The following is a 19,712-nucleotide window of genomic DNA, read 5'->3' on the forward strand; positions in this document are numbered from 1 at the left end:
TTTTTCCACCAAATCCGATTTTAGGTTTGTTATTTACTATCGTGGGGTGGCATGGATGCTGCCGTTGGGCTGGGGTTACAAGGATGTACCTTCAGCCTAACAAAGGATTTTTGCTTACTTTTCATCCCTGAAAAGTAAGTCGAGCCGAAGGCAAAATCCTTCAATCAGATGAGCACTCGGCGAGATTCCATTATGTTAATAAAACGATGAAGAAATCTAAGTAAAGTTAGAATGAATTCTTAAACTCTTCAATGACTTTTCTGACGCTGTGCCAGTTTTCATCATCTAAAGTCAATGTCGTACCAACCTGAATATTTGGAATTTTACCGCGCATACGTTCTAAACGTTGCTGATTTGGTAAAGCCAACGTCTGGATACCATCTAATGCGGTACATGCAGCTGCGCGATCATTACAAACCAAGCCCATATCACAACCTGCATTTAAAGCAGCTTGAATACGTGCATCAGCACCGCCTGCAACACATGCAGCCTGCATGCTCAAGTCATCTGAGAATAATACGCCATCAAATTTAAGCTGTTTACGCAAGATTTCTTGTAACCAGAATGGTGAGAAGCCTGCTGGATTTGGATCGACTTGATCATAGATCACATGGGCTGGCATCAGTGCATCAAGCTGTGGCATTAATTTGATAAAGCTTTGCATATCTTTGTCATATATTTCTTGATATGAGCGGCTGTCAATTGCTGCAGCTACGTGCGAATCAGCCTTCACTGAACCATGACCAGGGAAATGTTTGCCCGTAGTTGCCATGCCCGCTTTTTTCATACCGCGCATAAAGGCATCTGCAAGTGGCACAATGTCTTGCATGTTCTTGGCAAAACCACGATCACCAATCACATCACTGACATCATTCAGGTCTAAAACAGGGGCAAAGCTAAAATCAATCCCGACAGCCAATACTTCAATTGCCATTAGCCAGCCACATTGCTCAGCCAGTTCAATCGCTTGTTGTGGATTGCTGAGATAGCGCTCGCCCAATCGCCCCATGGCTGGAAGCAGGGTAAAACCTTGTCTTAAACGTTGTACGCGACCACCTTCTTGGTCAACGGCAATTAAAATCTCTGGACGGATTTGACGCATATGGTCAGTTAAGGCACGAACTTGTTGAGGGGATTCAATATTTCGTGCAAATAAAATCATGCCACCGACTTGCGGAGCTTGTAATAGTTCAATATCTTCTTGAGTAAGTTCTGTGCCAGCAATATCCAGCATCAACGCGCCGATCATAAGGATTCCGTTTGAATTTTGATGAAAAATTTGGTGAAAAAAACGATAGCTAAATTGTGCAATGATTTGCTACATTTTGTCAGTACAGAATATGATAAAACTACATGATATTGATGATAAGTGCTTGTAGGTCATTTATTTATGATGACCGATGAGTTTTACATGTTGCTATTAGGTCAAGTGAAATGTGTTCATCGTGGCCATATCAGCATGTAATAATTGCCATATCCAAGGAAGTACCAAAATTTTATGAAACTTCAAATGATAGCGTGTGCAGTTGCAATCGCGACTGGTGGTTTATTTTTCACTCATACCATAAATGAGGCATTTGCGGCGACTGAGGCACCTGTCGTTTCAACGGTAATCAAGCCATCACAAGAGCAGGCATTGGTTGCACGTCAGTTAGCCACATTGGTAGATCGTCAACATTATTTAAATATGCGCCTAGACGCAGCAACGTCAAACCGCGTTTTGAATATGTATCTGGATAGTCTTGATCCAGATCATTCATTATTTCTAAACGGTGAAGTTGAAGAATATCAAAAGAAATATGGTTCGAATTTTGGTAGTTCGCTAAAAGCAGGTAACTTGACTGGACCTTTCGCGATTCATGCGCAATATCGTGACCGTTTGAAACAGTTTTATGAGTTTATGTTGGCAGAATTGAAAAAGCCGCAGAACTTAAATCAGAAAGATGTCTATCTCGATACCGATCGTGAAAAAGCTCCGTATTTCAAAACGGCTGCTGAGCAACAAGATCACTGGCAAAAAATGCTGGTCTCACAGTTGATCAATTTAACCATCAGCAAAGAAGAAGAACAAGCGAAGCAAAAAGCTTTAAAAGCAGATCCATCATTGGCCAATGGTCAAGATTTGACGGGACCAGAAGATCTAACACCAGTGCAAACGCTAACCAAGCGTTATACCCGTCAGTTAGAGCGTATTGGTCGTGTGAAGAGTGATGATGTGCTAGAGAAGACATTGAATGCAATGTTAGCAACTTACGATCCGCACAGTAACTACTATCCACCGATTGATGCGATGGAGTTGAATCGTCAAACTACTTTGCAATTAGAGGGGATTGGTGTTTCGATCCGTCCTGAACGTGGTAATGAAGACTACACCAAGATTGAGACCATCGTTGAAGGTGGTCCAGCCAGTAAATCGGGTCAGGTGAAATCAGGAGATCGTATCATTGGTGTCGCTCAAGATGGCGAGAAAATGGTGGATGTGATTGGTTGGCCGAGTTCGGAAATTGTAGGACTGATTCGTGGTAAACGTGGTACCAAAGTGGTGGTACGCTTATTGGGTGCTGGTGCATCGATGAGTCAAGCCCGTAATGTGACTTTAACCCGTGACATCATTCAAGAAGAAGATGCAGGAGTTCGTTCACGTACGGTTGAGATTACCCGTGACGGTAAAAAACATCTGTTTGGTGTGATTGAAATTCCATCTTTCTACTTTGACTATCGTTCGCGGCGTGCGGGGACTGAATACCGATCAGTTTCTGAAGATACTGCCAAAGCGCTAGATTCGCTCAAAGCGCAAAAGGTAGAAGGCATCTTGGTCGACTTGCGTAATGACCCAGGGGGTTCACTCGAAGAGGTTGCACGTATGCTCGGTCAGGTGATCAAGTCTGGTCCTGTGGTGCAAATCCGTGATGGTAACGGTAATGTGAATGTGTTTGAAGATACTGATGGCGGGGAACAAATCTATGCAGGCCCAATGGCGGTATTGGTTAATTTAGCATCGGCTTCTGCAAGTGAAATTTACTCTGCTGCGATTCAGGATTATGAGCGCGGTATTATCATTGGTAGTACCACGACAGGTAAAGGCACAGCACAGGTTCAATTAGACTCTTTGGCTTATGGTCAGGCAACATTGACGCAACGTAAGTTCTATCGTATTACAGGCGGCAGTACCCAAAACAAAGGTGTGATCCCGGATATCAAATTGGTTGATATTTACAATGAAGAGTTTGGTGAGCGTAAAGCAAAAAATGCATTGAAGTGGGATACTATTCCAACAGCACCATTCAAACGAGAAGGCTCAGTACAGCCTTACGTTGCCAAATTGACACAATCATCTGAACAACGTGTTGCTGCAGACTCTCAATTTAAATATTTAGAAGCACGTAAAGCGATTGCTAAGAAAACCTCTGACCAGAAGAAAGTGGTATTAGATATTAATCAACGTCGTGCCGAGTTGATTGATCTTGAGAAGCAAACTTTGAATGCAGAGAATCAGCGCCGTACTGCAACAGGTCTAGCACCATATGCGAATTGGGAGAGTTATCAAGCATCTATTGATGCATTGGTTGAATCTCGAGCTAAAATGAAAGCACACTTGCGTCCGCCATTACCTGAAGAAGAGACCTTCATCAATGAAGCAGCAAATGTCTTGTTAGATTATTCGAAGTTGCAAACTCGCTAAGATTGACGTGATTTGATTTGATGAGTAAAAAAGCCCTGTATAACAGGGCTTTTTTACTTATGATTCAGTCAACTTAATTGACACGGATCCAGATTTGGCTACGTCCTAAGACTGAGACGCCAACATAACCACGTAAGTGTAAACGTTGTCCATTGGAACTGAGTTTGGCAGTTAAGCTATAAACACGACCACTGTTTGGATCAAGGATTTTCCCCCCAGTGTAGCTGAGATCCTTTTTATGTTTTAGCTTGGTAATGGCATTTAAACCTAAAATTGGCTTATTGGTGTAAGGGGCAGGGCAGCCTGTACAAATTTCTTTCGGTGTATAACCTGTACGTGGAGTAATTTTGATAATTTTCCCAGTATAAGAACCATCAGCTTCTTGGGTAATTTCAACTTGTCCTTTGGGAGCGCCAGTCACATCATCAACGCTTTGCCAGATACCAGCAATGTCTTGAGCAAAAGCAAAATGACTGAGTGTAAATAAGAAGAGAGAAAAAATCAGTTTTGTGGACATGTTCATGCGAGAGCCTCCTTGCTGCCATGGTTGTCCTGCTATTATTTCGGATTTCTAATTTGAGATTCAATCATTATTTTACACTTGTAAATTTTTAATAATTGAAGTTTCAATTATTTTTTATATTGAAATTAAAAAAGCTTCCTCATGCTATGAAGAAGCTTTTAGCTAGAACCGAGATCAATTTGATCAGAGAGAAGTGCGTATTAAGGCTCTAAATTTTATTAATGTTACTCAGCACGAATCCAGATCTGATTACGACCCAATGCCGATACACCGAGATAACCACGTAAGTGCAAACGCTTACCATTGGCGCTGAGTTTGGCTTTCATACTATAAACTTTGCCTGAATTTGGATCTAAAATACGGCCATTGGTATAGTTCAAGCCTTCGCTGTATTTCAACCCAGTTACTACATCTAAACCAACGATTGGTTTATTGGTATAGGGTGCAGGACAATCGACACAGGTTTCTTTAGGTGTATAGCCTGTGCGTGGTGTAATTTTAACTACTTTGCCTGCATAAGTTCCATTTGCTTCTTTACGAATTTCAACCAATGCTTTAGGCGCCCCCGTCTTGTCATCAATACTTTGCCAGAGCCCCGTAATATCCTCTGCAAAAGTAAAACTGCTCACCGCAGATAAAAGTAACGCACTTAATAATTGTTTGCCCATCATTAAAAATCCTTTTAACGTTTAAGCTTACATTATGGCGGATATATGACAACTAGTTCAATCTTTATGTGATATCTGCGGCAAATTTTAAGATAAAGATAGAATAAAGGTCGGGAGCCAAATGGCTGTAAATACGCCATTTACCGCCATACCAAAGGCGGCATAACGGCCTGTGACAGGACCACGTTGCCATGCCTGAGCTGTACCAATTGCATGCGCAGCTAAACCTAGCGCCAGACCAGAAGCACGCTCATCATGGATATGTTTTAAAATCCAAGGGGAGAATGCAGCACCAATCACGCCTGATAAAATAACAATCAAGGTTACCATCATCAAAGGGGCATGTAGTAGGGTGGCGATGTTCAAGGCAATTGGGGTGGTTACAGCACGGGTTGCAAAGGCCATAATCGTTGGCTCAGACATGTGCAGTAAATACGCCAGTCCCATCGGTAGGGCAACAGCACTGATACTGGCAAAGCATAAAATCCCTATCATCGATTTTAGCGGAAGGTCATCGTAACGCATTGCAGCTAAAGGGATGGCTAAGGCAACAGTGACGTAGCCGAGTAGGTGATTGAATACACCGTTCACGTTATCCATATACTGTTGATACGGGATACCGAATAGTGCCAAGAATGCAATGACAATAAACATGCCGAATACAATTAGGGGAATTTGAGGCATTTTTTGATTGAGCGGTTTGGCTATAAGGTAACTGATAAACGTAATGATGAAGCCATAGATAACCATCGACATAGATCAGCTCCTTATAACCAACGCTTCGCCATTTTGGCATAAATCCATAATGGCAATAATGTGCTAAACGTTAAGATGAATAAAAATGCAGGGATTTCTTTGCCCATATGTACCAGCATAATTAATGAACCTGCACAGATAGGTAGAAAAGCAAATGCACTTTCTTTTAAGATTTTGTTGTTGGTATCAATCAGGCGATTGGAGATTTTTCTAAAGCGTCTCCAGATCAACAATGTTGCTAATAAGCTAATCAGTCCGACCAGATTCCCCAATTCAGGATGACCAAAAGCTTGTGTGATCGCGACAGCCCCTTCACGATAGACAATGATTAATAAAATCGTGCCAAACCAAGCTGTCCAATCAATATTTTTCATTTTCTTTTTACTCTCGTCTATTCGAACGATGGCTGATCGCAATTGCAATTAAGGTATTGGATGATTGATCTCAAATTCTTCCAAAGGCCGTTGAAAGAAGGAAGCTTTTTTTCCAAGAATTTCGTCTAATGGTAAATGAGCCTGTTTAATGATTTGTTCCAGTTTCTGTGGGGCAATGCATACTGATATATGTAGATCACCTTGCTCATCATAATGTTCAGATTGAATCACATTTAGGGTGTAAAGTTGTGTACGCAGTTTACCGTAAGCTGGTTTTAACACGAGGTCAAACTGTTGTAATTGTCCCATCAGACATTGTTGAACTGCTTGGCTGAGTAATTCAAGTCCTTGCCCCGAATGCGCAGAGACATAGACCCGATCAGGGGCGTCAGCAGTTTTATAAATGATTTTGGCGGCATCACCACTGAGATCAATTTTATTGTAGACATGCAAAATAGGGGCATCAGCACCGATTTCTTTGAGGACCGACTCTACCGCTTCAATCTGTTCAGGCATATTTGGACTGCTACTATCAATGACGTGTAGTAGCAAGGTTGCTTCTAATGTTTCTTCCAAGGTGGCTTTGAACGACTCGACCAGATCATGTTGTAGGTTACGAACGAAGCCTACAGTATCTGCCAGTACGACCGTGCCTACACCATCCCATTCTAAACGGCGCAGGGTTGGGTCGAGGGTCGCAAACAGTTGATCGGCAGCATAAACATCACTTTTGGCTAGGAGATTAAATAAAGTCGATTTGCCTGCATTGGTATAACCCACTAAAGAGATGGTCGGAATGGCAGCTTTTTGACGTGCAGCACGACCTTGCAATCGAGTCTGTTGTACTTTAACCAGTTTGTCTTTGAGTTGAGTAATTCTGACTCGGATTAAACGGCGATCAGTTTCCAGTTGTGATTCACCAGGACCACGTAGTCCTATACCGCCTTTTTGTTGTTCTAGATTACCTGTAAAACCACGAATTAAACGCGTAGATAAATGTTTGAGCTGAGCCAATTCAACCTGTAATTTACCCTCATGAGTTCTAGCACGTAAGGCGAAAATATCTAGGATTAAACCAGTGCGGTCAATCACGCGACATTTGAGAATTCGTTCTAGATTACGTTCTTGTGCAGGTGAGAGCGAATGGTCGAAAATCACCAATTCGGCTTCAAGACTTTGGACCAGTTCTGCAATCTCATCCACTTTACCCGAACCGATGAAAAACTTAGGATCAGGTTTGTTACGTTGTACTGATAGGTGTTCAAGGATTTCAGCACCTGCGGATTGGGCGAGTAATTGAAACTCTTCAGCGTCAAGATCATCGAGAAGTTGAACGGATACACTGACTAAAATTGCTCGTTCACCACTTTGACGCTGCTCAAAATTTTCCACGCTGCTCTGAAATCCTTATTTTTAAAATCTTATTCTAGAATAAACTTCAAGCAAAGGGCAAAGACTTAGTGGATTTATATGACATTACGACGTAAAAGTTCAATGAATCCAACTAATGTACCCATATACAAAATTGACCACCCTAGAAACATTCTTAAAGCATAACCATAAGGGATGGTGGTTTGTGGCTCAGATGTCGTGCTTTGCTGGTTCATCACATCACCTTTTAATCTGTAAAATCGATTTATTTATAATATTTGATCTAATAAAGCTTTTAAAATTGAAAAAATTTATGCTCTCATTCGTTTTTTGTTATTAAGGAAACTTCTACAAGCTGATATCGGCATGATATAACAAGACTAATCCAATGCACACGTGCATACATGCGTACGGTTTTAAGAATTTATGACTCAACAAGCAACAACAGTAAATAACACACCTTTAAGTTTGTTTTCGAAATTTAGTTTATACAGTAAAAAATTAGCCTCAGGTCTGGAGACGATAGGTGAGGGTTTCTATCTCATTTACCGTCATGGTTTATATAAAGATCCAAATAATCCAGTAAATACCCGTTATGTACAGTATTTCTGCCGTCGTTTGTGTGAAGTCTTTAATATTGAAGTCCAAGTTCATGGCACCATTCCACGTGAACCAGCCTTATGGGTAAGTAACCATATTTCTTGGTTAGATGTGGCTGTGTTGGGCTCAGGCGCGCGCATCTTTTTCTTGGCCAAAGCCGAAGTTGAAAAATGGCCTATTCTAGGCAATTTGGCAAAGGGTGGTGGCACTTTATTTATTAAGCGTGGCTCGGGGGATTCTATTCGGATTCGTGAGCAAATTACTGAATTTTTAAAACAAGATATTCCTGTATTGTTCTTTCCTGAAGCAACTACAACTGATGGTAGTAAAGTCAAAAAAGTACATGGTCGCTTATTAGGTGCTGCAATTGAAGCACAACGCCCTGTACAAATTTGTGTAATTTGCTATGTCAACCAACAAGGAGAGTTGGATTTGGTGGCGCCGTTTATTGGTGAGATGTCTTTTGCAGAACATGTGCAACGCGTTTTGGAAATGCCTCAAGTTACCGCCCATTTAATGACTTTGCCTGCAATTCCTGTGGAAGGTCATACGGTTGAGAGCCTGACTAAGGAAGTAGATCGTCAAATGCGAGCAGGTCTAGAGCGCTTACAAAGAAAAGTACTGTCTGTATTGCCAGAAGGCATAGCAACTACATAAATCCTTCAATTGGCAGCCATGAAATTACTTTCATGCCTGCTCTTTGCCACCATTTCATCTTGGGTTCTTTGGTGTAGATTAAAGGACCTTGTGGTGTTTCACGTTGCCAAGTAATTTTTTTATTGGCATCCAAAACCAAGCGATAGGCATAAGTCTTCAGGTTCTGATCCATCGTAGCATGTACTGCTTGCGCCAATGGTGGACTATTGAGTAATACACCAATCTCGGTGTTCAAATAAGCTGAACGTGGATCAAAATTAAAAGAACCAATAAAGACTTGTTTTTCATCGAGCGCCATGAGTTTGGCATGAAGACTCGAACGACTTAAACCCTTGATATTGACCTTGGCTTTTTTCGCGAGTTCTTCTGTATGCTTATCTAGATCACTTTTGTCTAAAGCAGGTAAAAACTCATATAGTTGTACGCCATTTTCCAGCAGTTCTTGGCGGTATTTACCATAAAATGCATGCACGACTGCAACGTCATTGGCTTTAAATGAATTGGTCAATACTCGGACTTCGATCCCATCTTGTGCTAAATCACTTAAAATTTTGGTGCCTTTCTTTTCTGGAACAAAATAAGCAGAAATTAAATCGATATTCTTTTCAGGCTGTTCTAAATGATTAATCAGCTGGAAGTTAAGATGTTCTTCTTTTTTAGCTTTAGATTTAATTTTATCTGGTGAGTCCTTGACCACTTCAGCTTTGACCCAGTCGAGTGAAATATCCCGATTCATGAGTGAATCGACAGCTTGGGAGTGACTAGTTAAATCTAAATAGTTTTGTACAGTGATCCTTTTATAGTGCGCATCCAGTTGCTCTTTAAGACTCTCATAGCTTAAACGGTGGGCACTTTGTTTCACCACTTCTCGTACATCGTAGGCATATTCATGATTCCAGTAATCATCAAATGATTTGGAAATATCATTTACAGCCGTGCCGAATAGCATCACATCCACATCAGAGAATTGATAAGTATCACTGACATTGTAATATTGATTGGTCATATTTCGACCACCAATTAAAGCCACCTGATGGTCGGCAATAAAGCTCTTATTGTGCATGCGACGATTGATGCGTTTTAAGTCCAGAACCATATCCAGCGCACGATATTTGCGGAAACGGTATGGATTAAATAATTTCACTTCAATATTGGGATGTTGTGCTAAAGCTAAAAAAATGCCTTCCGTATGCTTGGCATTATTATCATCAATTAATAATCGAACCCGGACTCCACGATCTGCAGCTCGGATGAGTGCGTGTAAGGCCAAGGCACCAACTTTGTCGTTATCCCAAATATAATATTGTAAATCTAATGTTTTTTCTGCTTTATCAATTAAACGAAGCCGAGCTGCAAGTGCTTCTAAAGGTTCATATAAAACGTGATAACCCGTGAGCTCGGGGTGCTGTTCTTGTAGGGGGCGAATAACTTGTGCTAAAGATGTCTGTGAGGTGTCAATTTGTGTTGTTGTTTGAATGACAGGTTCGATTTTATGTTTAGGCAGGGTACTACAACCAGTAACGGTCAATGCAATTGAGCAATAAATCGCAATCATACTTTTATTGTAAGCGGTTGTACTTATCTTTGTATGTTTGCTATTTAAATGAGAAAATTGCGTCATAATCGTTACTGATTAAAAGTTGGGCTCGAGTATACCATTTCATCGAAAAAGATAAATATAAGATGAAATGTATGTCCCTAAAGTGAAATTAATGAGGGCTGTAATGTCGAATTCAGATACTATTATTATTGGTTTTTACCTTATTTTTGCCATTCTGGCGTTTTGGGCATTAATTCAGGCTTGGATTCACCAAGCTCGTACAGAAACGATCCATCCTTTTAAAGCTTTCGTACATTTGCTGGCTTTTTATCTTTCTTATTTATTGCTTCCACTCTGTTTTTTTAGTCTATATGCCGGTTGGGTTGGATATTACAGCTTACATCAAGCGGGCTTTATTTTTTTACTGAGCAGCGTGTTGGTCTATGCTCGTTTTATTGAACCCCATCAAATTCATGTTAAACACCACCAGTATCGACTCAATTCAGAACGTGAATTTACACGACCGATTAAAGTCGCTTTAGTTGCAGATATGCATGTGGGGTTATTTTCAGGGCATGAGCGCCAATTGAAAAGTATTGTGAAAAAGCTGAATCAGGAGCAGCCTGATTTTGTGGTTGTAGCAGGTGATTGGACCTACGAACCTGAAAATCGCTTGGTACAAGAGCTCGAGGTTTTAAAGCAAATTCAGGCACCCGTTTATTCGGTTCCTGGCAACCATGATGAACAATATCCTGGTCCTCCGATTCAAGCGCTGTTAGGTCGGGCACTTGAACAGAATAATGTGGTTGATATTGAAGGTAAGATTGTCGATTTTGATGAATTTCGTTTGATTGGGATTGGTGATTTATGGGCGGGTAAGGCCAATATGCGCTTTATGCCCGATTTACCTCAAGATAAACCTTGGCTGATTCTGTCACATAATCCCGATACTGTAGATATGGTGCCAGAACTACCAACACGCCCATTAATGCTGTCGGGGCATACACATGGTGGGCAGATCGAACTACCGTGGATCACCAGTTATATTATGAAACGTGTTTCAATTTTGGGACACAAGAAAGGTTTCTATAGCCATGAATATGCCGATGTTTTTGTCACGGTTGGAACGGGAATGGTTGGTGTACCATTTAGATTTCGGGTTCCACCAACGATCGATATCATTGAACTGATTTAAATAAAAAAACCGACTCAATTAAAGTCGGTTTTTTATCGCGATGAGCATTTATGGGATAATGATGACATTCACTCGACGGTTGCTGGCGCGGTTTTCATCTGATGTATTGGCTACAAAAGGTTGGCTTGAACCACGACCCACTACAGTTAAGTTATTTGGCTTAAAGCCTTGAGCGACAAAAATTGTTGAAACGCTTTGAGCACGCTCTTCAGAAAGTTTTTGGTTGTATTCTGGATTACCAATATCATCGGTATGCCCCACAATTTTTAATTTCTGTAAATCATATTTATTTAGTTGAGTTGCCAGGCGAACAATTTCTTTTTGATGTTCAGGTTTGATTTCTGCCTTATTAAAATCAAATAATAAACGTTCAGGTAGACCCAATGACCAACCTTCATCTGTCAGAACGAAACCTTCTTTCTTCAGCATTTTGACCTGACGATATTTCAATGGGCCAAAACTCAAGCAGCCAGCCAATGTTAGGCAGAGCAACGCAATAAATGAAATTTTAATGGTGTGAGTGCGCATAACATGTCCTAAATTTCTGGTTTATAAAGAAACCAATGTGGGTTTAAATTTTTAGCTTTATACATGGCTTGATCGGCTTGCATGATTAAATCCTCTGGATTTTCTGCAAACTGAGAAAAAGCAACCCCTAAGCTAAAACCGAAATGAATCATTTGTCCGTTAAACGCTAAAGGCTGTTCACAACTTGCGAGAACACCTTCAGCGATTGTTGTTAAATGGTCAGTATGATGGATAGAGTGTAAAATGATGGCAAACTCGTCACCGCCTAAACGAGCAATGAAATCCTCATGGCGAACCGATAGTCTTAAACGAGATGCCATTTCTTTTAAAACCGCATCCCCAGCTAAATGCCCATACTCATCATTAATCACTTTAAACTTATTATTGTCGATAAATAATAAGGCAGAGTTGTGACGATATTGCGGGTTTTCAAAAATATTAAATAACTCTTGATAAAAATAATGACGATTTGGCAAGCTCGTCAGTTGATCATGATGGGCTTGGAATGAAAGTTGACGATTTTCTTTTTGCAAATGGGTGTGCCAAATTTGAATTTCTTCTAACAGTTCATTAAATACTGTATTTAAATTTTGAAATTCATGAATATGGTTATTTGGAAAACGAAGATTATAGGCCTTTTGATCACTGACCAATTGTGCAATATGGGTAAGTGGTTTGATTGCTTGCATAATTTGGCGATAGGTAATATTTACCGACCACAATAAAGCAATCACAATGAAGAACATTGAAATCGCAAGACCAATAATAATGGTCTTTAAAAAATGTAAGATATTCTCAGAGCTACCATACAATACGAGTTCGCCAACTTTTTTCTTATGATGTACGACCATCAATTTAATTGGATCATGTAAAAACCATCGATCCATTAAATCTTGCATGATAGAGGTATGTGCAACCTTTTTAGTACTTTCAGCTAATAATTGCTGTTGAGGATCATAAACATGAATACTGCGAATCGCATGCTCGCTGGTATAGTCATCCAGAATCTGATCAATCGCACCTTTATCTTTAAACACGACAGCAGGCTGAACACGCTCCAAAACAGTTTGACTTAAAAGTTGTAAATTCTGTTTCGCATAAGTTTCCATGGTGAACATAGAAATTGTGGCGAATGTAAAAGAACAAATTACGAAAGTAATGGCAAAGATTGCAAACTGAGATTTGCGGAATAATGCGTGCAAGGACGTTGATTGATATAAATTAGAAATCATCATGTTCACCCTGCATTCTTTGCTAAAAGTAAAACACGAGGATCAATATGTACTTTGGAATAACTTAACGCATCCAAATTTACCTTAAACGTAGAAAAGGTCCTCTTATTATATAAGCAGAAAATACTGCCAATCTCACAAGCAGGATTGTTGGTACTCAATGAAAGCAATGATTTAGACGGGTAAGCCTGAATCAAGTTTTGTTGTTGCTGAGGTGATGTTGTTGTGAAGTAGGCAACATGACATTCTGTTTTTGAAAAATCTTTGGCACTGACTGCCTGAACTTGATACTCATAAGATAATTGTCGAATGTTAGCTTGAAACTGACTAGCAGCATCCTGATTGTCGATCACGCAAATAGTTGGGCGACTTGTATTCGACCATTTGCTGTAACTTAATATAGATAAAGCCAACTCATAGAAGTTATGAGTTGAAATAGCATAGCAAAGCGGGCTCGCAGCAAATAATGCAGCAAGCAATATAGAACGCGCTTTTTTACTATCAAACCGTATTTTCAATCAAAAGTGCCAAAAAATGTGAAGCAAGAGACATATTCTACTGGACTTAATTGTTTAAAAAAAGTTCTTAACTACAAAGAAAAGGCATTAAAAGTAACTGTTGCGTTCAAAAAACACGCATTCGAATAAAAAAGATTGAAAAGGGGGTTGTGTCTGCCCTGAAATGCTGTAGAATGCACATCCATCGGCGGTGATGCAGATAAAAACTTGTTGAGAAACAAGGATTTGGCTAGAGAGGTTAGATTCTTGGTTTGATTAATAAGTTTGCTAAATATCTAAATTACCTGTTGACTTTGAAGAAATTTAGAGTAATATAGCCGACCTAGCTTGATGATGACGAATCATCGAGAAGATCATTAAGAGAATAGAAGAACAACTTGTGTGGATTTTTACTGATTGATCGATCGAAAATATTTCATTGATTGAATGGTAGAAATTTCTCGAAGTTTATTTGAGCGAATTTTTAGTCAGAAAATTGATGAGCCAAGATTTGTAGCCATAAGCTACTAATGATTTTAAACTGAAGAGTTTGATCATGGCTCAGATTGAACGCTGGCGGCAGGCTTAACACATGCAAGTCGAGCGGGGAAGGGTAGCTTGCTACCTAACCTAGCGGCGGACGGGTGAGTAATGCTTAGGAATCTGCCATTTAGTGGGGGACAACATTCCGAAAGGAATGCTAATACCGCATACGTCCTACGGGAGAAAGCAGGGGATCTTCGGACCTTGCGCTAAATGATGAGCCTAAGTCGGATTAGCTAGTTGGTGGGGTAAAGGCCTACCAAGGCGACGATCTGTAGCGGGTCTGAGAGGATGATCCGCCACACTGGGACTGAGACACGGCCCAGACTCCTACGGGAGGCAGCAGTGGGGAATATTGGACAATGGGCGGAAGCCTGATCCAGCCATGCCGCGTGTGTGAAGAAGGCCTTTTGGTTGTAAAGCACTTTAAGCGAGGAGGAGGCTCTTCTAGTTAATACCTAGGATGAGTGGACGTTACTCGCAGAATAAGCACCGGCTAACTCTGTGCCAGCAGCCGCGGTAATACAGAGGGTGCGAGCGTTAATCGGATTTACTGGGCGTAAAGCGTGCGTAGGCGGCTTTTTAAGTCGGATGTGAAATCCCCGAGCTTAACTTGGGAATTGCATTCGATACTGGGAAGCTAGAGTATGGGAGAGGATGGTAGAATTCCAGGTGTAGCGGTGAAATGCGTAGAGATCTGGAGGAATACCGATGGCGAAGGCAGCCATCTGGCCTAATACTGACGCTGAGGTACGAAAGCATGGGGAGCAAACAGGATTAGATACCCTGGTAGTCCATGCCGTAAACGATGTCTACTAGCCGTTGGGGCCTTTGAGGCTTTAGTGGCGCAGCTAACGCGATAAGTAGACCGCCTGGGGAGTACGGTCGCAAGACTAAAACTCAAATGAATTGACGGGGGCCCGCACAAGCGGTGGAGCATGTGGTTTAATTCGATGCAACGCGAAGAACCTTACCTGGTCTTGACATAGTAAGAACTTTCCAGAGATGGATTGGTGCCTTCGGGAACTTACATACAGGTGCTGCATGGCTGTCGTCAGCTCGTGTCGTGAGATGTTGGGTTAAGTCCCGCAACGAGCGCAACCCTTTTCCTTATTTGCCAGCGGGTTAAGCCGGGAACTTTAAGGATACTGCCAGTGACAAACTGGAGGAAGGCGGGGACGACGTCAAGTCATCATGGCCCTTACGACCAGGGCTACACACGTGCTACAATGGTCGGTACAAAGGGTTGCTACCTAGCGATAGGATGCTAATCTCAAAAAGCCGATCGTAGTCCGGATTGGAGTCTGCAACTCGACTCCATGAAGTCGGAATCGCTAGTAATCGCGGATCAGAATGCCGCGGTGAATACGTTCCCGGGCCTTGTACACACCGCCCGTCACACCATGGGAGTTTGTTGCACCAGAAGTAGGTAGTCTAACCGCAAGGAGGACGCTTACCACGGTGTGGCCGATGACTGGGGTGAAGTCGTAACAAGGTAGCCGTAGGGGAACCTGCGGCTGGATCACCTCCTTAACGAAAGATTGACGATCGGTAAGAATCCACAACAAGTTGTTCTTCGAAGATGTATCTGAGGGTCTGTAGCTCAGTTGGTTAGAGCACACGCTTGATAAGCGTGGGGTCACAAGTTCAAGTCTTGTCAGACCCACCAAATCTGATTGCAGTAGCTTAGATTGAAAGATATGTCGTTCATTAAATGATAAGCTGGGGACTTAGCTTAGTTGGTAGAGCGCCTGCTTTGCACGCAGGAGGTCAGGAGTTCGACTCTCCTAGTCTCCACCATACATTACGAAGTAATGTAGAAAACGAAAGTTAAATTCCAAGATAGCTTATAGAAATTAATAAATAAGAAGATCGAAAGATCTTAGTTTATTAACTTCTGTGATTTATCACAGTTTACTACTCACCGACGAGGTGGTAGTTAATCATTAACAGATTAGAAAATTGAGTCTGAAATAAATTGTTCACTCAATTCATTCGAAAGAATGAAATTGAGAACTAGCAAAAACACTGAATCAAGCGTTTTGGTATATGAATTTAGATTGAAGCTGTATGGTGATTAAGTTCACAGACAACAAACCAGTAGCAATTAAGTTTGCAACGATAACACTCACTTGTATGTGTTAACGACTGTTTGGGGTTGTATAGTCAAGTAATTAAGTGCATGTGGTGGATGCCTTGGCAGTCAGAGGCGATGAAAGACGTGATAGCCTGCGAAAAGCTCCGGGGAGGCGGCAAATATCCTTTGATCCGGAGATTTCTGAATGGGGGAACCCACCCGCTATAAGGCGGGTATCATAAGCTGAATACATAGGCTTATGAAGCGAACGAGGGGAAGTGAAACATCTCAGTACCCTTAGGAAAAGAAATCAATTGAGATTCCCTTAGTAGCGGCGAGCGAACGGGGAGCAGCCCATTAAGTTGTGTGTGTTCTAGTGGAACGCTCTGGGAAGTGCGAACGTAGAGGGTGATATTCCCGTACACGAAAGGGCACACACAATGATGACGAGTAGGGCGAGGCACGTGAAACCTTGTCTGAATATGGGGGGACCATCCTCCAAGGCTAAATACTCCTGACTGACCGATAGTGAACCAGTACCGTGAGGGAAAGGCGAAAAGAACCCCTGTGAGGGGAGTGAAATAGATCCTGAAACCGCATGCATACAAGCAGTGGGAGCCGACTTGTTCGGTGACTGCGTACCTTTTGTATAATGGGTCAGCGACTTATATTCAGTAGCAAGGTTAACCGCATAGGGGAGCCGTAGAGAAATCGAGTCTTAATAGGGCGTTTAGTTGCTGGGTATAGACCCGAAACCAGGCGATCTATCCATGAGCAGGTTGAAGGTTGGGTAACACTAACTGGAGGACCGAACCCACTGTCGTTGAAAAGCCAGGGGATGACTTGTGGATAGGGGTGAAAGGCTAATCAAGCCTGGTGATAGCTGGTTCTCCCCGAAAGCTATTTAGGTAGCGCCTCGGACGAATACCATTGGGGGTAGAGCACTGTTTCGGCTAGGGGGTCATCCCGACTTACCAAACCGATGCAAACTCCGAATACCAATGAGTACTATCCGGGAGACAGACTGCGGGTGCTAACGTCCGTAGTCAAGAGGAAAACAATCCAGACCGCCAGCTAAGGCCCCAAAATCATAGTTAAGTGGGAAACGATGTGGGAAGGCATAGACAGCTAGGAGGTTGGCTTAGAAGCAGCCACCCTTTAAAGAAAGCGTAATAGCTCACTAGTCGAGTCGGCCTGCGCGGAAGATGTAACGGGGCTAAAACTATGTGCCGAAGCTGCGGATTTGACATTAGTCAAGTGGTAGGGGAGCGTTCTGTAAGCCGATGAAGGTGTATTGAGAAGTATGCTGGAGGTATCAGAAGTGCGAATGCTGACGTGAGTAACGACAAAACGGGTGAAAAACCCGTTCGCTGAAAGACCAAGGGTTCCAGTCCAACGTTAATCGGGGCTGGGTGAGTCGACCCCTAAGGCGAGGCCGAGAGGCGTAGTCGATGGGAAATTGGTTAATATTCCAATACTTCTGTGTAATGCGATGAGAGGACGGAGAAGGTTAAGTCAGCCTGGCGTTGGTTGTCCAGGTGGAAGGTTGTAGGCATGTATCTTAGGCAAATCCGGGGTACTCTATGCTGAGAACTGATAGCAAGCTGTACTTGTACAGTGAAGTGGCTGATACCATGCTTCCAGGAAAAGTCTCTAAGCTTCAGTTACACAGGAATCGTACCCGAAACCGACACAGGTGGTCAGGTCGAGTAGACCAAAGCGCTTGAGAGAACTCTGCTGAAGGAACTAGGCAAAATGGTACCGTAACTTCGGGAGAAGGTACGCTGCTGACGGTGATGGGACTTGCTCCCTGAGCTATTGGCAGCCACAGAAACCAGGCCGCTGCAACTGTTTATTAAAAACATAGCACTCTGCAAACACGAAAGTGGACGTATAGGGTGTGATGCCTGCCCGGTGCTGGAAGGTTAATTGATGGGGTTAGCGTAAGCGAAGCTCTTGATCGAAGCCCCAGTAAACGGCGGCCGTAACTATAACGGTCCTAAGGTAGCGAAATTCCTTGTCGGGTAAGTTCCGACCTGCACGAATGGCATAATGATGGCGGCGCTGTCTCCAGCAGAGGCTCAGTGAAATCGAAATCGCTGTGAAGATGCAGTGTACCCGCGGCTAGACGGAAAGACCCCGTGAACCTTTACTGCAGCTTGACATTGAACTTTGACCTTACTTGTGTAGGATAGGTGGGAGGCTTTGAAGTTGGAACGCTAGTTCCAATGGAGCCGTCCTTGAAATACCACCCTGGTAATGTTGAGGTTCTAACTCTGCCCCGTAATCCGGGGCGAGGACCATGTCTGGTGGGTAGTTTGACTGGGGCGGTCTCCTCCTAAAGAGTAACGGAGGAGTACGAAGGTGCGCTCAGCGTGGTCGGAAATCACGCGTAGAGTATAAAGGCAAAAGCGCGCTTAACTGCGAGACCCACAAGTCGAGCAGGTACGAAAGTAGGTCTTAGTGATCCGGTGGTTCTGTATGGAAGGGCCATCGCTCAACGGATAAAAGGTACTCTGGGGATAACAGGCTGATACCGCCCAAGAGTTCATATCGACGGCGGTGTTTGGCACCTCGATGTCGGCTCATCTCATCCTGGGGCTGAAGCAGGTCCCAAGGGTATGGCTGTTCGCCATTTAAAGAGGTACGCGAGCTGGGTTTAGAACGTCGTGAGACAGTTCGGTCCCTATCTACCGTGGGCGCTGGAAATTTGAGAGGATCTGCTCCTAGTACGAGAGGACCAGAGTGGACGAACCTCTGGTGTACCGGTTGTGACGCCAGTCGCATCGCCGGGTAGCTATGTTCGGAAGGGATAACCGCTGAAAGCATCTAAGCGGGAAGCCTACCTCAAGATAAGATTTCCCTAGGAATTTATTCCTCTAAAGAGCCGTTCGAGACTAGGACGTTGATAGGTTGGGTGTGGAAGCACGGTGACGTGTGAAGCTGACCAATACTAATTGCTCGTGAGGCTTGACTATACAACACCCAAACAGTTGTTGTATTCAAGATAAATTCAATACATAACTTGATTTAGTGTGAAATCTAGTTACAATACCGACTCAATTAACTAATCCGTTAATAACTCTTTCGGTACTAAGTGGCAAAAAACGTAAGACCACCCAAAACCAAAACAGTTTGCTGGCGACAATAGCAAGAGTGAACCACCTGATCCCTTCCCGAACTCAGAAGTGAAACCTCTTAGCGCTGATGGTAGTGTGGCACTTGCCATGTGAGAGTAAGTCATCGCCAGCTTTTAAATCTAAACACCCCCAACCTAACGGTTGGGGGTGTTTTTTATTGTGTGAAAGAAAATGAGAAAAATAAAAACTGAATTAGGCATTAAATAAAATTTATAATTTAAAAATAGATTTTTTGCCAAATAGTTCTCTTTATAGGGTGATAAAGAGAAAGTTGCAGATTGATAAAATATGTTATTTCTAGTAAATTTTTGTGCTAAAGCCGTAAGAGT

14 protein-coding genes, 2 tRNA genes and 3 rRNA genes are annotated in these 19,712 nt (G+C 42.4%); 8 read left to right on the forward strand and 11 right to left on the reverse strand.

Annotation, left to right across the window (positions count from 1 at the left end; genetic code table 11):
* Positions 1-226: 226 nt before the first annotated feature.
* On the reverse strand, positions 227-1,249 hold the full coding sequence (gene nagZ / locus NDN11_RS02480; RefSeq protein ID WP_251110676.1) for a beta-N-acetylhexosaminidase: 1,023 nt from the start codon (positions 1,247-1,249) through the stop codon (positions 227-229).
* Positions 1,250-1,498: 249 nt separating this feature from the next.
* On the opposite strand from nagZ, the gene NDN11_RS02485 reads away from it, so the two are divergent.
* Positions 1,499-3,682: a carboxy terminal-processing peptidase gene (locus NDN11_RS02485; protein WP_251110677.1), complete on the forward strand. Its 2,184-nt coding sequence runs from the start codon at positions 1,499-1,501 to the stop codon at positions 3,680-3,682.
* Between the two features lie 73 nt (positions 3,683-3,755).
* On the opposite strand, the gene NDN11_RS02490 is transcribed toward NDN11_RS02485, so the two are convergent.
* The 6 genes from NDN11_RS02490 to NDN11_RS02515 form a co-directional block, all read right to left on the reverse strand.
* Positions 3,756-4,205, reverse strand: coding sequence for a DUF2147 domain-containing protein (locus tag NDN11_RS02490; protein ID WP_251110678.1), 450 nt, complete (start codon positions 4,203-4,205; stop codon positions 3,756-3,758).
* A gap of 224 nt (positions 4,206-4,429) precedes the next feature.
* Positions 4,430-4,873 (reverse strand): DUF2147 domain-containing protein, encoded by a 444-nt coding sequence (locus tag NDN11_RS02495; protein WP_167248850.1) that lies wholly within the window; start codon positions 4,871-4,873, stop codon positions 4,430-4,432.
* An 87-nt stretch (positions 4,874-4,960) separates the two neighbouring features.
* Entirely contained in the window at positions 4,961-5,629 is a 669-nt protein-coding gene (locus NDN11_RS02500; RefSeq protein WP_167248765.1) for an LrgB family protein, read from the reverse strand.
* An 11-nt stretch (positions 5,630-5,640) separates the two neighbouring features.
* Positions 5,641-6,003, reverse strand: a complete 363-nt coding sequence (locus tag NDN11_RS02505) for a hypothetical protein (RefSeq protein ID WP_167248767.1) — start codon at positions 6,001-6,003, stop codon at positions 5,641-5,643.
* Between the two features lie 48 nt (positions 6,004-6,051).
* Positions 6,052-7,395: a ribosome rescue GTPase HflX gene (gene hflX / locus NDN11_RS02510; protein ID WP_251110679.1), complete on the reverse strand. Its 1,344-nt coding sequence runs from the start codon at positions 7,393-7,395 to the stop codon at positions 6,052-6,054.
* 74 nt (positions 7,396-7,469) lie between these two features.
* Positions 7,470-7,610: a hypothetical protein gene (locus NDN11_RS02515; RefSeq protein ID WP_004804260.1), complete on the reverse strand. Its 141-nt coding sequence runs from the start codon at positions 7,608-7,610 to the stop codon at positions 7,470-7,472.
* Between the two features lie 190 nt (positions 7,611-7,800).
* Between NDN11_RS02515 and NDN11_RS02520 the strand changes: the two genes are divergently transcribed.
* Positions 7,801-8,631 (forward strand): lysophospholipid acyltransferase family protein, encoded by an 831-nt coding sequence (locus NDN11_RS02520; protein WP_251110680.1) that lies wholly within the window; start codon positions 7,801-7,803, stop codon positions 8,629-8,631.
* On the opposite strand, the gene NDN11_RS02525 is transcribed toward NDN11_RS02520, so the two are convergent.
* Positions 8,624-10,186 carry a phospholipase D family protein gene (locus tag NDN11_RS02525; RefSeq protein ID WP_416224645.1) on the reverse strand — a complete coding sequence of 521 codons (1,563 nt, stop codon included), beginning with the start codon at positions 10,184-10,186 and terminating at the stop codon, positions 8,624-8,626. The genes NDN11_RS02520 and NDN11_RS02525 overlap by 8 nt on opposite strands.
* Before the next feature lie 169 nt (positions 10,187-10,355).
* On the opposite strand from NDN11_RS02525, the gene NDN11_RS02530 reads away from it, so the two are divergent.
* Complete coding sequence (locus tag NDN11_RS02530; RefSeq protein ID WP_251110681.1) at positions 10,356-11,366, forward strand: metallophosphoesterase; 1,011 nt, start codon at positions 10,356-10,358, stop codon at positions 11,364-11,366.
* Positions 11,367-11,414: 48 nt separating this feature from the next.
* Here the strand turns inward: NDN11_RS02530 and yfiB are convergent, their stop codons facing one another.
* Genes yfiB through yfiR form a run of 3 tightly spaced genes read right to left on the reverse strand, consistent with a single transcriptional unit; the run spans position 11,415 to position 13,644 of the window.
* Entirely contained in the window at positions 11,415-11,894 is a 480-nt protein-coding gene (gene yfiB, locus NDN11_RS02535; protein WP_167248777.1) for an outer membrane lipoprotein YfiB, read from the reverse strand.
* 8 nt (positions 11,895-11,902) lie between these two features.
* Positions 11,903-13,126, reverse strand: coding sequence for a diguanylate cyclase DgcN/YfiN (dgcN, locus tag NDN11_RS02540; protein WP_251111474.1), 1,224 nt, complete (start codon positions 13,124-13,126; stop codon positions 11,903-11,905).
* Positions 13,127-13,131: 5 nt separating this feature from the next.
* Positions 13,132-13,644: a regulatory sequestration protein YfiR gene (gene yfiR / locus NDN11_RS02545; RefSeq protein WP_502801328.1), complete on the reverse strand. Its 513-nt coding sequence runs from the start codon at positions 13,642-13,644 to the stop codon at positions 13,132-13,134.
* A gap of 517 nt (positions 13,645-14,161) precedes the next feature.
* Here yfiR and NDN11_RS02550 point away from each other — a divergent pair.
* The 5 genes from NDN11_RS02550 to rrf all read left to right on the forward strand — a co-directional run bounded on the left by NDN11_RS02550 (position 14,162) and on the right by rrf (position 19,495).
* Positions 14,162-15,699: ribosomal RNA gene (locus NDN11_RS02550) — 16S ribosomal RNA — on the forward strand.
* 59 nt (positions 15,700-15,758) lie between these two features.
* A tRNA-Ile gene (locus NDN11_RS02555) sits at positions 15,759-15,835 on the forward strand.
* Between the two features lie 55 nt (positions 15,836-15,890).
* Positions 15,891-15,966 (forward strand) — tRNA-Ala (locus tag NDN11_RS02560).
* A gap of 364 nt (positions 15,967-16,330) precedes the next feature.
* A 23S ribosomal RNA gene (locus NDN11_RS02565) occupies positions 16,331-19,221 on the forward strand.
* Between the two features lie 159 nt (positions 19,222-19,380).
* A 5S ribosomal RNA gene (gene rrf / locus NDN11_RS02570) occupies positions 19,381-19,495 on the forward strand.
* Together the 16S, 23S and 5S rRNA genes with 2 tRNA genes alongside form the textbook arrangement of a ribosomal RNA operon.
* Positions 19,496-19,712 lie beyond the last annotated feature (217 nt).

The sequence above is a fragment of the Acinetobacter sp. C26M genome (genome assembly GCF_023702675.1).
Lineage (GTDB): Bacteria > Pseudomonadota > Gammaproteobacteria > Pseudomonadales > Moraxellaceae > Acinetobacter.

What these genes read in the sequence shown, in the direction of transcription:
- NDN11_RS02490 (WP_251110678.1), bottom strand. Translation starts at nt 4,205, where the DNA reads ATGAACATGTCCACAAAACTGATTTTTTCTCTCTTCTTATTTACACTC.
- NDN11_RS02525 (WP_416224645.1), bottom strand. Translation starts at nt 10,186, where the DNA reads ATGATTGCGATTTATTGCTCAATTGCATTGACCGTTACTGGTTGTAGT.
- NDN11_RS02515 (WP_004804260.1), bottom strand. Translation starts at nt 7,610, where the DNA reads ATGAACCAGCAAAGCACGACATCTGAGCCACAAACCACCATCCCTTAT.
- yfiB (WP_167248777.1), bottom strand. Translation starts at nt 11,894, where the DNA reads ATGCGCACTCACACCATTAAAATTTCATTTATTGCGTTGCTCTGCCTA.
- nagZ (WP_251110676.1), bottom strand. Translation starts at nt 1,249, where the DNA reads ATGATCGGCGCGTTGATGCTGGATATTGCTGGCACAGAACTTACTCAA.
- dgcN (WP_251111474.1), bottom strand. Translation starts at nt 13,126, where the DNA reads ATGATTTCTAATTTATATCAATCAACGTCCTTGCACGCATTATTCCGC.
- NDN11_RS02520 (WP_251110680.1), top strand. Translation starts at nt 7,801, where the DNA reads ATGACTCAACAAGCAACAACAGTAAATAACACACCTTTAAGTTTGTTT.
- NDN11_RS02495 (WP_167248850.1), bottom strand. Translation starts at nt 4,873, where the DNA reads ATGGGCAAACAATTATTAAGTGCGTTACTTTTATCTGCGGTGAGCAGT.
- NDN11_RS02485 (WP_251110677.1), top strand. Translation starts at nt 1,499, where the DNA reads ATGAAACTTCAAATGATAGCGTGTGCAGTTGCAATCGCGACTGGTGGT.
- NDN11_RS02530 (WP_251110681.1), top strand. Translation starts at nt 10,356, where the DNA reads ATGTCGAATTCAGATACTATTATTATTGGTTTTTACCTTATTTTTGCC.
- NDN11_RS02505 (WP_167248767.1), bottom strand. Translation starts at nt 6,003, where the DNA reads ATGAAAAATATTGATTGGACAGCTTGGTTTGGCACGATTTTATTAATC.
- NDN11_RS02500 (WP_167248765.1), bottom strand. Translation starts at nt 5,629, where the DNA reads ATGTCGATGGTTATCTATGGCTTCATCATTACGTTTATCAGTTACCTT.